The organism is Rhodanobacter aciditrophus (assembly GCF_042679525.1).
Lineage (GTDB): Bacteria > Pseudomonadota > Gammaproteobacteria > Pseudomonadales > Marinomonadaceae > Marinomonas > Marinomonas aciditrophus.
The window spans coordinates 108,388-122,083 of the sequence record NZ_JBHTMN010000014.1; the positions used below are offsets into that span (position 1 = coordinate 108,388).

Below are 13,696 nucleotides of genomic sequence, written 5' to 3' on the forward strand. Positions count from 1 at the left end.
AACCTTATTGAGATTTTGACTGCTTAAGGGCCTCAGCAATTTCTGGAGGCATGTACTCTTCATCGTGCTTAGCCAGCACTTCGCTAGCAATGAGAACCCCATCACCATTCAACTTACCCTGTGCGACAATCCCCTGCCCCTCACGAAATAAATCGGGCAAGATTCCGTGATAACGAATCACTACCTGATGGGCATAATCTGTCACCGTAAACATCACATCCAGTGTGTCAGAATCCCTATCCACACTGCCATCCACCACCATGCCACCGGCGCGAATCATCACCCCTTGAGGAGCTTCACCGTTGGCAATTTGAGTAGGCGAATAAAATAAATTTATGTTTTGCGACAAGGCATACATCACCAACGCGACAGCGACAGCCAAGGTCGCTAAGATAAGACTAATGGTAATTAAGCGCTTTTTACGAACTGGATGCATCTAGCGGTCTTGCTCCCTGCGGTAACGTTTTTTAAGAGATTTGGTAAGCTGTTTACGCTGCATTCGGGTGCTTAGAAACAAACCTGCTAACGCGAGAAAGCTGATGGCATAGGTAGACCACACATAGCTTCCATGAGTTCCCATTTGAAAAAAATCACTCAAGCTATCAAACGCCATCGCCCATCACCTCTTTCTTGACCCAATTTGCTCTGCGCTCACGGTGTAAGACTTCGTTTTGCATACGCCACATGGCAAGCCCGGCACAAAAAACATATAAACCCAATGCAGAAAACAGAAGCGGTAGCCACATTTCCATCGGCATAGCAGGCTTTTCCGTGAGTTTAAACGTGGCTGGCTGATGCAGCGTGTTCCACCACTCAACGGAATATTTAATAATTGGCAAGTTAATCGTGCCGACCAAGCTGACCACAGCGGCCGCCTTATCCGCGAACACACGATCTTCAATGGTGTTTTGTATGGCGATCACTCCCATATACAACAAGAACAACACCAACACCGACGTAAGCCTAGCGTCCCACACCCACCAAGTTCCCCAAGTGGGTTTACCCCAAATAGCTCCCGAGACAAGCGCGATAAACGCCATCACCGCGCCAATCGGCGCCACGGCTTTGATAAACACAGGGGCCAACTTCATTTGCCATACCAAGGTCACCAAGCCAGCAACCCCTAAGCCCAAATAACAGCTCTGAGCCAACACAGCAACCGGCACATGAATATAGATGATGCGGAAACTATTACCTTGCTGATAATCAGCTGGCGCGAACCCTAGACCCCAGCCTATGCCTATCAACAACAGCAGCGCTCCTAAATACACACAAGGGGATCCCCAGCGTCCTGCCCATTGATAAAACCACTTTGGTGAGCCCAGTTTATGGAACCAAGACCAATTCATCACTTCACACTCGCTTTTATTGAAATTGCCGCCATGACTGGAGAGATCACCAAAGACATCAAAGAAAGAGCCGCCAAAATAGCCAGTTGACCACTAAAAGGCATCCCCAATTGAGCGGCACGAATCGCCCCAGTGGCAAAAATAATTACCGGAATATACAAGGGCATAATGATCAAGAGCATCAATACCGCCCCGCGCCTTAAGGAGACAGTGAGGGCGGCACCGATAGAGCCGAAGAAAAACATCGCAGGCGTGCCAAGCAGCAAGGTGACTAACACCACTCCCACAAGATCCATGGGAAGAAACAACATGCTGGCTAGTACAGGTAAAATACAAACCAATGGCACCAAAACCACGAGCCAATGCACTAGGGTTTTGATGAACACCAACCAAGACAGAGATAGGCTGCTCGTTAACCACTGTTCTAAGGAGCCATCGCTGTAATCTTCTTTATACATGCCTTCTACGGCCATCAAAATGGACAAGGCCGTGGCACACCAAATAATGCCTCCTGCGGCTGGAGCCAAAAAGCTTGCGTCAGGACTCACTCCCAACGGAAACAAGGTAATCACCATAACAAAAAACAAAATCGCATTGAGCGTATCCTGCTTTCTTCTGATCAAGCCTAGCCATTCAGACTTCAGAAAAGCGCGATAATTCATGTTTTCAGCTCAATAATCTTGGGGAGCAGAGTTTGCAGAGGCTGATGAGTTGTCATAATGACCGCCCCACCAGACGCTAGATGCTCTTTGATACGATGTTCTAGAGTCAAAGTCCCTTGTGCATCCAGAGCAGTAAACGGCTCATCCAGAAACCAAATCTGCTTATCCGTTAGCCATAAACGAGTCAAAGCCACACGACGCTTTTGACCAGCGGACAAATCACCTGCGGGAGTGTCTTCAAAGTCGGCTAAATTCAGATTACGCAAAGCTTCGAGACGATCTGACTCATGACTGTTTGGACAATAAAGGGAGAGGTTTTCCTGCACAGTAAAAATGTCTTTTATCCCCGTGGCATGGCCAATATAAAGCTGCTCTGCTAATAAGCTATCACGATGGACACTAATATCTTCGCCATTAAACTCAATCGTCCCCTCTTCAATCGGCAACCAGCCTAATAAAGCCTTCATTAAAGAGCTCTTACCAGAACCGTTCTCACCAGCGATACGGATCAGCTCACCCCCTTCTACAGTGAAAGACAACTTCTGACACAGCAAACGTTCGCCGCGCTCGATGCAGAGATGTTTTATCTGTAAGTTAATGGGTTTGTACAAAAGAAATGTCCGTATTGGCCGTTAATGTAAGATTGAGCAAAGCCCCAAAGCGGCGCCTATTATAAAATATATTTTTAGCTTTTCAGAACGAAAGGGCCATCTAAGCATGATCACGGATATAAACTCACTTATCTCCGGGCAAGGGAAAACCAACTCGACCCAAACCAACTCGCCCTCAATCGGTGCCTTGGCGAAGCTGTCGAGTGAGCTAAAATTGATTCAGGGCATGCAGCCGATTCAAATCACTTCAGTGCAAAATAGCCAATCTGCTAACGGCCAGACCGCGCAACTTATTAGCGTCACACAAAACAACCAGCAACGTCTGACATTGGTCAATCAAGAGGCCAATCCTAACATAAAAGCTGGAGATCGTGGCGTACTCAACGTGGCGGCTCAATCGGCCACTTTAACGGTTACCCCCTCTTCAACGGCAAACACCTCTAGCAGGGGGCCTTATGGTTCAAGCGCCAACTCAGCTACAGGGTCTGTTAACAATAGCACTCAAACTCCGCAACAGGTGCCATCAGGCAATTCACAAAGCTCCAACACTGGCACTACAACTCAAGCCCCCCAGCCGCTAATCGCCACCCAGACTAGCGCTAAAATCACGGCACAAGTCGCTATCGCTAGTCAGCCAATTCAACTGACTGTGCTGCAAACGTCCGCTAACTCTACATCTTCAACGGGGGCCACGTCTGCCGCAACAACAGCTCAGCCTGCGCAAGCCGGACAACAACCCAGCACAGCGCCTACAACACCGTCTCCAAACCAATTCAGTGCCACTGTCACCGACGGCAAAGAAACATTCACTCTCAACACACGCCATCCCCTGCAACCTGGAGACACTCTCTCAGTAGTCGTCGATAAACAAGGCAAACTACAGTTTTTGCCTCAAACAACATCAACACCCACTCAAGCCACCATAACAGAGGGGCTTAAACAGTCTCTACCAAAGCAGATAACCCCCCAAGAATTTACCACTATGTTGCGCCAACTCACGACTATGGCGCAGTCAGGTTCCCAGCTGCCGGAACGAGTGTCTCAAGCCTTAGAGCAACTGATTCGCCAGCTTCCCAATTTGCAAAGCCTCACCCAATCTCCAGATTCTCTAAAACAGGCTCTGCAGACATCAGGTACTTTCAGCGAACGTAATCTATCCACCAATACACTCGTTCCCCAAGACTTAAAGCTCAACCTCACTCGGCTGGACGGCGCCACAAACGACCCTAAGACAGTAAGCCAGCTAAACTCAGCCTCCAGCACACAAACCCAAGTATTAAACCAAGTCGCAGGAGCCATTGAACGTATCACGACTCACCAGCTGCGCAACATCGTAGAAAACGTTCAACAAGACGGACAAAATCTACCATTAAGCATAGAGCTACCGATCAAGGACGGACGTAGCACGTCCCTAGTAAACATTCGTATTGACAGAGACAACTCTCAGGACCAGGACGTGGAACCCCACAATCGCCGTTGGTTAGTCCAATTGAAGTTTGAATTTGAAGAAACGGGGAAGTTTGAAGCGCGAGTGAGTGTTCAAGATCAGAAAGTGGGGGTTATTTTTGCTGTAGAACAAGCCGAAACCGAGCAGCTAATCCGAGGCAAGCTAGACGATTTGAAGGAGAGCCTACGCCAAAAGAATGTTGAAATCGAAACCATGGACTGTTTTCGAGCCCAATTAAAAGAGCCTTCCAAATCCCCCTATGATTCCCCCTCCACTCGACTGATTGATGTGAGGACATGATGAAGCAGAAAAAAGCGGTAGCCTTACAGTATGATTTTCAAAGTGCGCCAAAAGTCACCGCCAAGGGCTCAGGTTATCTAGCCGAGCGAATCATGCAGGTGGCTGAGGAAAATAATGTATTGCTTCACCAAAGCCCTGAATTGGTAGAGGTCTTGGCGACATTGGAGATTGGGGATGAGATACCCGAGACCCTATATTTAGCGGTGGCCGAGATCATTGCATTCTCTCATTCCATCAAGAATATCAATAATCCGACCTAATTATCGGGCCGTCAGTAGGGCTGGCTTGAATTCGGGTTACGTCTGGACTCTTTTTTCAGCAGACTAATTAACTCTGCTTCAGCCCGGATTAAGCCACATTTGGAAACCAAATCGTCCACGGTCGCTCCCATTTCTAAAAGCTCCATAGCGCGATTATAGGAGACACTGCTCCCCTCTTTCGAAATCAACTCTGATTGACGCTCTACTGCCATGTTTAAGCGTTTTTCAATTGCGACTAGACGACGTCCCATCCCAATAGAACCCGATGCAAGCACTTGCACCTGTTTTTTCTGACTGAGATCCGCCTCTTTTGCTGCCTGTTGAACAGACTTCACCTTGCGGGACAAACGAAAGGCCCACACAGCCAAACCCAAAATACCCACAAACTGAACAACAAGCAGTAAGTTAAAAATCCATTGAGATTCCATTAAAAGCCTTCTGAAACTAGGTCACATTAAAGCGAGCCAATTTCGCTCCACTCATCTTCTGAAAGCATTTTATCTAAATCTACCAGAATCAACAAAGTATCATTTTTATGGCAAACACCTTGAATGAATTTTGAAGACTCATCATTGCCAACACTAGGAGACACTTCGATCTCAGATTGGCGTAAATACACGACTTCAGATACCGCATCCACCAAGATACCAATAATATGACCTTCCACTTCTAAGATCATAATGCGGGTTGCATCTGTGATGTCACCGGACATCAAACCAAAGCGCTGGCAAGTGTCGATCACGGTGACAACCGTGCCACGTAAGTGAATAATGCCTAGAACAAAAGTTGGTGCGCCTGGCACAGGAGCGATTTCAGAGTAACGAAGGACTTCCTTTACCTGCATCACATTAACGCCGTAGATCTCATTTTCTAAACGAAAAGTCACCCACTGTAGCATTGGATCTTCCGTTTCTTTTACTTCTTTTAAAGCTCTACCTGTCGTCATAGCGACCTCCAAACAAACTTAACCTTTTAAATGTTTTCGAAAACCATTCTCCGGATCTTCAAGCAACTCAATAAATCCCTGTACATCTAATATAGCGCACATATGATCAATGACAGTGCCTGCTAACCAAGGACGGCGACTACGATCTGTCCGCCACTTCACTTGATTAGGTTCTAGGGAAATCGCTTCGGCAACACGCTCACACGCTAACCCCCAGTCGGATCGATCCAACTGGATGACAAATTTAAAGTTGTCTTTCAGCTCACCTTCGTAGTGATTAGGCATTACCCAGCGAGCCGTATCAACGGTTCGAATATTGTGGTCTCCCACATTGGCAACCCCCATAAACCATTTAGGCTGTCCAAAAATCTCGGTGAGTTTATCTTCATGGGATTGATAGATCCCACCTAACTCCACCAGCGGCACAGCCATCTTCAAACCACCTACATAAAAAAGTAAGCATTCAAACCGGCTTTTCGCCCAAGGCAGAGGATCTGTTTTCGCCACATATTTTTGCGGCTCTGGCTCTGGCTCTGGCTCTGGCTCTGGCTCTGGCTCAACAATAGTCTCTTGTGAGTCCATTTGTGGTTCAACGTCAGTCTCAACCGGCCAGTCTTGGATTTCCGCTTCACCGGCACTCACCATCTCAGGCTCTGTTGCCTCTATTTCAGGCTCTGGCTCTGGTTGAGATTCAAGTGCCTGTTCCGCTTGAAGGGACTGAATAGCGTCTTCAAAATCAGCAAATGACGCATCCAAAGCATCTAAATTAAATTCATCCTGAGGCGTCTCTTCTGGTGCAGGCTCTGGAGCAACCTCTTGATCCTGCTCTTCATGGCTAGGCTCTAAAAGGTCCGTTTCTGTCGTCTCTAACACGTCTTGCGTGTCTTCAGTCACATCTTCTACTAGGGTCGAAACGGTAGATTCCTGCAACAAGTCATCTAGATAACGCTGGAGTGCTTGCTGGGGACTGTTCTGTAATGAGTCTTTTGTCTTGGTATCTTTCATGGGCATTAACCTGATGGATGCAACAAGGTATCCATCAAACTCGCATACGCTTTAATGCCTCGAGCGGATGCGTCTAGAGCTGAAGGCGCCACCCCGGCAGTACTGGCATCACGAAGTTTCGTATCAACAGGTATGACCGAATGCCAAACCGCATCATCATATAAATCTTTCAAACTTCGTAAGCTTTTATTCGATGCCTGAGTACGGCGATCAAATAAAGTCGGGACAATTGTATAAGGAATGGGACGTTTACGAGCGCGATTAATCATGGTCAAGGTGCGTATCATGCGCTCCAAACCTTTTATCGCTAAAAACTCAGTCTGTACTGGGATCACTAGTTGCTGGCAAGCGGCAAGAGCATTGATCATCAATACACCCAGAACTGGCGGGCTATCGATCAAAACGTAGTCGTAGTCATCCCAAAGAATCGCTAGGGTTTTTGAAACAACCAGCCCCATACCACCTTGGGCCTGAGCATGACGCTCCAAAGTCGCCAGTGCTGTAGAGGATGGCATCAGGGATAAATTTGGGTGGCCCGTCTCTAAGATTAAAGATCGTGGTAACTCTTCAGGGATTTTGCCATTTACTTGAAACAGGTCATAAGCACTGTGTTCAATGGAATCTGGGTCAAACCGAAAATAGCTCGTTAAGGAACCGTGGGGGTCAAGATCTATCATCAAAACCCTATGGCCGGCATCGGCCAGTAAGCCAGACAGACTCACTACCGTTGTCGTTTTCCCGACACCACCCTTTTGATTTGCCACCGCCCAAATGTGCACACCGACCCCTTAGATTCTATGCATAATTTTTACGTTGAGTATTTTAGCAATCATATACACTAACTTGTTAATTAAACAAGTAATCGTGCACGTTCGCATCCATCTGCTTGCTGATTTTCAGCGTAACTCGACGATTTTGCGCTCTAGCAAAATCGTTACTATTTCTCACTTTAGGGTTTTCACTAGCAAACCCCATTGGAGCCAGCCGTTTGGAGTCAATTCCACGATAAATCAACTCATCCACCACTGAAGCAGCTCGCATACTTGAAAGATGCCAATTGGTTGGGATTTGAGTAGAGTTGGTGGGTAAATCATCTGTGTTACCCAACACTAAAATCGGCGCTGGATAGCCTTTTAGAATATTAGACACCACTATCAATAACGCGACGGCTTCATTGGTCAATTCATAGCTACCGGCACCAAATACAAGACCGGCTTTCATATCCAAGGTTATCCAATTGGCGTCTTCCGTGATGGAGACTTGCCCGGTTGTTTGAAGCTGCGGGAATTGCGAACTAATGGATTCACTCAAGGCGGTATACAAAGGGCTCGTGACTGACTCTTCTTGAGGGGTACTCTCGGGCTCTGATGGATTATTCGGCGTGACTTCCATTAGCTGTTCACTATCAGGCTGTCCCGCTACAGGGTCTCCGACATTAATCGGCTTAATGGATTTTTGCACCGCATCAAACACACCATTGAGTGTTTCAGATAAGACTTTTTCATCTCCCGCCTGCTTTAACGAAATCGAGTAAAGTGCCACAAAAAAAGCAAACAAAAGTGTTATAAAGTCCGCGTAGGATAGAATCCAACGATCTTTATGGGGGGATTGGTCAGGCACATTTCTACGACCTAACTGGCGAGACCGACGACGAGGGCGTGTCTCAGAGCTGCTCATAACCGCCAAGTTCCAAATCTAAACGTTGGGGATGCTTACCCGTGGCTATGCCATGGATACCATCAATGAACATCTGATTTAGCAATAGTTCCTGATCTGCGTAACGATACAACTTACGGCAGATTGGGAACACAACAAGGTTGGCAAACCCCTGTCCGTACAAGGTCGATACAAAAGCAACCGCAATGCCCTGCCCTAATGCTTCGGGACTGTCTAAGTTGGCCATAGCTTGAATCAAACCTAACACAGAACCCATGATCCCTAGTGTTGGCGCATAGCCTCCAATAGCTTCCAAGAAGCCAATGCAACCGGCACGTCGATCACGAATACGAGCCGCTTCTTCGTGTAAGCGGTCTGCAAGTAATTCTGGATCTGTACCATCAACGGCCATTTGTAAAGCACGGGTGGCAAAGGTGTTATGAAGCGCTTTAATGTCACTTTCGAGGGCAATAATTGACAGTCGGCGAGCTTTCAAGGCGAGACGATTAATTGTGTGACGACTGCCTTCTAAATCAAACACAGGAGGCATTAAGGACCAGCGCAGTAGCTTCAATGCAGAAATCGCTTCACTGATGCTACTTTGCACCAAAGCAGCCCCAAGGCTGCCCACAATAACGATAATCGCTGATGGCAGATTCAGCAGGAGAATCACTTCCCCTCCACCCAGCCAATTAGCAAGGAAAACAGAACAGAATGCTAATACCAGTCCACCTAAGGTTAACAGATCCACTAGCAGACCTCTTTAACGATGCGCTCACCAATATGATCTAGATGGATGATATCGTCCGCCAAGCCAGCTTTTTCAACCGCTTGGGGCATACCATAAATCACACAAGAATCTTCACTTTGGACCCAAACTTTAGAGCCAGAGTTTTTCAGCATTCGAGAGCCTTCGCGACCATCTGCCCCCATGCCTGTCATAACAACAGATAATACTTTACCAGGGTAGCACTTTGACGCTGAGCCGAAGGTCACATCCACTGATGGTTTGTAATTCAAGCGCTCGTCCCCTTCTAGAATACGAACACAACCACCGTTGCGAGGATCAACCATCATTTGCTTACCACCCGGTGCAAGCAAAGCCACACCTGGTTGAAGTTTGTCTCCGTCAACAGCTTCTTTGACAGTGATTTGGCAAATGTTATTGAGACGATCAGCAAAAGCATGGGTAAAGGCTGCTGGCATGTGTTGCACTAACACCAAAGGCGTTGGGAAGCCCTTCGGAAGTTTCGTTAAAACCGCCTGCAACGCCATAGGGCCGCCAGTAGATGTGCCAATAGCCACCAAGCTCACTTTTTTGCGAGCGCGGGGAATAATGACCCCCCGGTCAGTAACGATAGGTTTAGGTGCTTCTTTGACCTTAACAGCTGGCGCTGGTTTAAGCTGGCCACCAACTCGAGTTCGGGCAACCGTCAGTACTCGATCCACCAAGGCATGTTTGACGACAGCTGAATCTCGAGAAATGTCCTCGAAATTTTTCGGCATGAAGTCAACGGCACCGGCCTCTAACGCATCAAGGGTAACTCTAGCGCCTTCATGGGTAAGAGAAGAGAACATTAATACAGGCGTTGGCTTAAGCTTCATGATGCTAGCCACGGCAGAGATGCCATCTAAAACAGGCATCTCATAGTCCATAGTCACCACATCTGGAGACAAAGACTGAACCTTATCAACCGCTTCTTGACCGTTATTTGCCGTTCCCACCACTTGCAGGCGAGGATCAGCACTAAATATCTCTACAAGTCGGCGACGAAAAAAACCAGAGTCATCAACGACCAGCACCTTCACTGGCATACAACCGCTCCTATCAACCTACTAACGGGACGCATATGATTTCAGCATACTCGGTACATCAAGAATCAACGCAATACGCCCATCACCTGTGATGGTTGCGCCAGCCATACCCGGTGTACCTTGGAGCATTTTGCCTAGAGGTTTGATCACCACTTCTTCTTGACCTACTAGCTGGTCTACCACAAAACCCACTTCATTCATGCCCACTTGGACTACCACCACATGGGCTTCTTCTGGCTTCTCTTCGTAGGCCGCACCTTTAATTAACCAATCCTTAAGATGGAAAATAGGCAAGGTTTTACCGCGTATGACTACGACTTTCTGACCATCCACCACATTGGTTTTCTTAAGATTAAGGTGGAAAATTTCATTCACACTGACCAATGGGAAAGCAAACGCTTGATCGTTCAGCATCACCATCAGAGTTGGCATGATAGCCAATGTCAGTGGCACTTTAATACTGAAACGAGAGCCTTGACCCAATACGGATTTAATATCCAAGGTACCGTTGAGTTGAGAGATTTTCGTTTTAACAACGTCCATCCCAACACCACGACCCGACACGTCCGTAATTTCAACTTTGGTAGAGAACCCTGGCGCAAAAATCAGGTTGAACGCTTCATCATCAGATAGACGCTCTGCGGCGTCAGTGTCCATGATGCCTTTTTCGACAGCCTTACGGCGCAAGACATCAGCATCCATACCTGCACCATCATCATCGATAGACAGAAGGATATGATCACCTTCTTGCTCAGCAGATAAGATTACGTGACCTACCCTAGGCTTGCCTTTGCTTTCACGAACATCAGGCGCTTCAATACCGTGGTCAACCGAGTTACGCACCAAGTGGACCAATGGGTCTGCTAGGGCTTCCACTAGGTTTTTATCTAAATCGGTTTCTTCACCTCGAAGCTCTAAATTCACTTCTTTTTTGAGGTTACGAGCCAAGTCACGGACCACTCGAGGGAATCGACCAAATACCTTTTTAATAGGCTGCATACGGGTTTTCATGACCGCGTTCTGCAAATCACCTGTCACCACATCCAAGTTGGCAACGGCTTTGCCCATGGACTCATCGTCGCTTTGTAAGCCAAGACGAACAAGGCGGTTACGAACCAGTACCAGCTCGCCGACCATGTTCATGATGTCATCAAGGCGCTTGGTATCCACACGCACTGTGGTTTCTTGAACCACGGGCGAGTTAGCTTTGTCTTTAGGCTCCGCTTCTGGCTTTTCAGCCTTAGGCGTAACAGTCGGTTTTTTGGGTGCTGCTGGTTTTTTTGGAGCTGGCTTTTCTGGGGCTGGTTTTTCTGATGCTGGCTTCTTCGGCTCAGACTTAGGTGCCTCTTTGGCATTTTCAGCTGCAGCAGCTTTTGGCTCTTTCGCCTCAGGCGCTTGCCCCTTACCATGCAAGCTATCAAGCAGTTGTTCAAACTCGTCTTCGGTAATCAAGTCGGATTCAGCTGAGTCAGAGCTTGGTGCAGACTTATCTGCTTCGTCTTTACTCGTATCAGCTTTGGGTGCTTCAGCCTTTTCTGACTCATCCAAGCCAGGAGCACTGCCACCATGAAGCTGGTCTAATAACGCTTCAAATTCGTCTTCTGTAATTTCGTCTGAATCATCACCAGAGTTTGCTGCCGGTGCTTCAGTAGTCTCTTTCTTTGGCTCTTCTTTTGCCGTATCAGAAGCGGCACTGACCCCAGGGGCTCCTGCACCATGGAGCTGATCCAACAGAGCATCAAACTCGTCTTCCGATATTTCATCGGATTCTTGATCTGCGGCAGAGGAGGATTCGGACTCGCTATCATTCTCTGTATCGGAAGAACCTAGTGCGCTGAGCAGAGATTCAAACTCATCATCAGACAAGTCTTCAGGAGTTTGATCGTCTACGACGTCTTCTGCGACAGGTTCTTCAATCACAGGCTCATCATCAACAGCCTCTTCGACCTCTTCAGGTGTGTCGTCTTGTTCGTCGTCATTGGCCGCCAGTTCATCTGCACTGGGCGGTTTAGCATAATAACTCAGCGCTTCAATAAGCTGCGGATCTGCTCGCTCTGGTTCTCCGCCAGCGCGAACGGTTTCGAACATTTCATTGACAGCATCAAGGGCTTGTAGAACAACGTCCATCAGATCAGAGTCAACGGTACGCTGATGGTTACGTAGTACGTCAAACACGTTCTCTGCATAGTGACAGCAATCAACCAAAGCAGTTAACTGCAAGAACCCAGCACCACCCTTAACCGTATGGAACCCTCGGAAAATTGCATTCAACAAGGCATTGTCTTCTGGATTTTGCTCCAGATCTACCAATTGCTCTGAGAGCTGTTCCAGGATTTCTCCAGCTTCTACCAAAAAATCCTGTAGAATTTCTTCATCGACCTCGAAACTCATCCGCAGCAGCTCCTATTAAAAACCAAGACTTGAAAGAAGATCGTCTACTTCGTCTTGGTTATTCAGTACTTCAGGGTTGTCTTTCTTATTAATCGCTGGCCCATGACCACGATCATCATTATTTTCTTGGCTCTTTTCTTCGTGTTCCATGCCTGAAATGCTATCCACTCGACCAGCAACCGACACGAGATGCACCAAACGCTCTTCAACATCGCGAATCAAATCGTTCACTCGAGTGATCACTTGTCCGGTAAGATCCTGATAACCCTGTTCCAATAAAATGGTATTAAGATTTGTGTGTAGTGTGGTCGCGCTTTCATCGGTGTACTTAAGAAAGGCATCAATACGTTTGTACAAATCTCGAAACTCTTGGGGCGTTAAATCACGTTGAATCAAACGATTCCAGTCTTTGTGTAATTCACGGGCCTGATTCTGCAACTCGCTGGCAACAGGAACACTGCTATCAACCATGTCCATGGTCTTGTTAGCAGCTGAGCTGGTCATTTCAATAACATAGTTTAAGCGATCAGAAGCGTCCGTGATCTTAGACGTGGCTTCAGGGGAATCAACTGCGCCGCCGTTTTGCAACATCATTTCCATTGAGTCAATTTGGAAATCTCGAATCGCATCATGCAGGCTGCGGGTCAGGTAGCCCACTTCGTTGTAAAAGCTCTTGTGGCGGGCATCACTCAACTCTTGAATGATTTTGATCGCGCCACTGAAATCACCGACTTCAATTTTGTTAAGTAAATCTACTGCGCCATCTTTGACAACAGATTCGAATTCACCCAGCTTTGAATCGTTACGTTCAGACATGCAGACACCTACTTAGCAGAATCAATTCGTTCGAATATCTTCTCAATCTTTTCTTTTAACGCAACAGCGGTGAAAGGTTTCACCACGTAGCCATTTACCCCCGCTTGAGCGGCAGCAATGATCTGATCACGTTTGGCTTCAGCGGTTACCATTAGTACAGGAATCGTTTTGAGCTTGTCATCCGCACGCACAGCACGAAGCAGCTCAATCCCTGTCATTCCAGGCATGTTCCAGTCTGTTACCAAGAAGTCGATTGTGCCTGTCTGCAAAATTGGCAGAGCAGTCGTACCATCATCTGCTTCGACTGTATTGGTAAAGCCCAAATCCCTCAGCAGATTTTTGATGATACGTCTCATCGTTGAGAAATCATCAACAATCAGGATTTTCATATTTTTATCCAATGCAACCTCCACAACCCACAGGTAATGTCATAATTAT

Annotated in this window: 17 protein-coding genes; 2 read left to right on the forward strand and 15 right to left on the reverse strand. The window is 47.3% G+C overall.

What is annotated here, in order from left to right:
• Nucleotides 1-4 precede the first annotated feature (4 nt).
• Genes ccmE through ccmA form a run of 5 tightly spaced genes read right to left on the reverse strand, consistent with a single transcriptional unit; the run spans nucleotide 5 to nucleotide 2,622 of the window.
• Nucleotides 5-436: a cytochrome c maturation protein CcmE gene (ccmE, locus tag ACFQ45_RS12665; RefSeq protein ID WP_377368244.1), complete on the reverse strand. Its 432-nt coding sequence runs from the start codon at nucleotides 434-436 to the stop codon at nucleotides 5-7.
• Nucleotides 437-613 carry a heme exporter protein CcmD gene (ccmD, locus tag ACFQ45_RS12670; protein ID WP_377368246.1) on the reverse strand — a complete coding sequence of 59 codons (177 nt, stop codon included), beginning with the start codon at nucleotides 611-613 and terminating at the stop codon, nucleotides 437-439.
• Entirely contained in the window at nucleotides 603-1,349 is a 747-nt protein-coding gene (locus tag ACFQ45_RS12675; RefSeq protein ID WP_377368248.1) for a heme ABC transporter permease, read from the reverse strand. Before ACFQ45_RS12675 ends, ccmD begins: the two co-directional genes overlap by 11 nt.
• Complete coding sequence (gene ccmB, locus ACFQ45_RS12680; RefSeq protein WP_377368250.1) at nucleotides 1,349-2,011, reverse strand: heme exporter protein CcmB; 663 nt, start codon at nucleotides 2,009-2,011, stop codon at nucleotides 1,349-1,351. The genes ACFQ45_RS12675 and ccmB overlap by 1 nt, the downstream gene beginning before the upstream one ends.
• A complete protein-coding gene (ccmA, locus tag ACFQ45_RS12685; protein ID WP_377368252.1) occupies nucleotides 2,008-2,622 on the reverse strand; it encodes a cytochrome c biogenesis heme-transporting ATPase CcmA in 615 nt (204 codons plus the stop codon). Before ccmA ends, ccmB begins: the two co-directional genes overlap by 4 nt.
• A 106-nt stretch (nucleotides 2,623-2,728) precedes the next feature.
• On the opposite strand from ccmA, the gene fliK reads away from it, so the two are divergent.
• Together fliK and ACFQ45_RS12695 are read left to right on the forward strand one after the other, a co-directional pair.
• The gene (gene fliK / locus ACFQ45_RS12690; RefSeq protein WP_377368253.1) at nucleotides 2,729-4,369 is read left to right on the forward strand and encodes a flagellar hook-length control protein FliK; all 1,641 of its coding nucleotides are present in this window, start codon (nucleotides 2,729-2,731) and stop codon (nucleotides 4,367-4,369) included.
• On the forward strand, nucleotides 4,366-4,629 hold the full coding sequence (locus ACFQ45_RS12695) for an EscU/YscU/HrcU family type III secretion system export apparatus switch protein (RefSeq protein ID WP_377368255.1): 264 nt from the start codon (nucleotides 4,366-4,368) through the stop codon (nucleotides 4,627-4,629). Before fliK ends, ACFQ45_RS12695 begins: the two co-directional genes overlap by 4 nt.
• Nucleotides 4,630-4,640: 11 nt before the next feature.
• Here the strand turns inward: ACFQ45_RS12695 and ACFQ45_RS12700 are convergent, their stop codons facing one another.
• The 10 genes from ACFQ45_RS12700 to cheY form a co-directional block, all read right to left on the reverse strand.
• Entirely contained in the window at nucleotides 4,641-5,057 is a 417-nt protein-coding gene (locus ACFQ45_RS12700; RefSeq protein ID WP_377368257.1) for a DUF2802 domain-containing protein, read from the reverse strand.
• A 26-nt stretch (nucleotides 5,058-5,083) separates the two neighbouring features.
• On the reverse strand, nucleotides 5,084-5,575 hold the full coding sequence (locus ACFQ45_RS12705; protein WP_377368259.1) for a chemotaxis protein CheW: 492 nt from the start codon (nucleotides 5,573-5,575) through the stop codon (nucleotides 5,084-5,086).
• An 18-nt stretch (nucleotides 5,576-5,593) separates the two neighbouring features.
• Complete coding sequence (locus ACFQ45_RS12710; protein WP_377368261.1) at nucleotides 5,594-6,580, reverse strand: chemotaxis protein CheW; 987 nt, start codon at nucleotides 6,578-6,580, stop codon at nucleotides 5,594-5,596.
• Between the two features lie 5 nt (nucleotides 6,581-6,585).
• Complete coding sequence (locus ACFQ45_RS12715; RefSeq protein WP_377368263.1) at nucleotides 6,586-7,359, reverse strand: ParA family protein; 774 nt, start codon at nucleotides 7,357-7,359, stop codon at nucleotides 6,586-6,588.
• 67 nt (nucleotides 7,360-7,426) lie between these two features.
• A complete protein-coding gene (locus ACFQ45_RS12720) occupies nucleotides 7,427-8,257 on the reverse strand; it encodes a flagellar motor protein MotB (RefSeq protein WP_377368265.1) in 831 nt (276 codons plus the stop codon).
• The gene (locus tag ACFQ45_RS12725) at nucleotides 8,244-8,987 is read right to left on the reverse strand and encodes a flagellar motor protein (RefSeq protein ID WP_377368267.1); all 744 of its coding nucleotides are present in this window, start codon (nucleotides 8,985-8,987) and stop codon (nucleotides 8,244-8,246) included. Before ACFQ45_RS12725 ends, ACFQ45_RS12720 begins: the two co-directional genes overlap by 14 nt.
• On the reverse strand, nucleotides 8,987-10,051 hold the full coding sequence (locus ACFQ45_RS12730) for a protein-glutamate methylesterase/protein-glutamine glutaminase (RefSeq protein WP_377368269.1): 1,065 nt from the start codon (nucleotides 10,049-10,051) through the stop codon (nucleotides 8,987-8,989). Before ACFQ45_RS12730 ends, ACFQ45_RS12725 begins: the two co-directional genes overlap by 1 nt.
• A 21-nt stretch (nucleotides 10,052-10,072) precedes the next feature.
• Entirely contained in the window at nucleotides 10,073-12,442 is a 2,370-nt protein-coding gene (locus tag ACFQ45_RS12735) for a chemotaxis protein CheA (RefSeq protein WP_377368271.1), read from the reverse strand.
• Between the two features lie 15 nt (nucleotides 12,443-12,457).
• A complete protein-coding gene (locus tag ACFQ45_RS12740) occupies nucleotides 12,458-13,258 on the reverse strand; it encodes a protein phosphatase CheZ (protein ID WP_377368273.1) in 801 nt (266 codons plus the stop codon).
• A gap of 8 nt (nucleotides 13,259-13,266) precedes the next feature.
• Nucleotides 13,267-13,659 carry a chemotaxis response regulator CheY gene (cheY, locus tag ACFQ45_RS12745; protein WP_115468559.1) on the reverse strand — a complete coding sequence of 131 codons (393 nt, stop codon included), beginning with the start codon at nucleotides 13,657-13,659 and terminating at the stop codon, nucleotides 13,267-13,269.
• Nucleotides 13,660-13,696 lie beyond the last annotated feature (37 nt).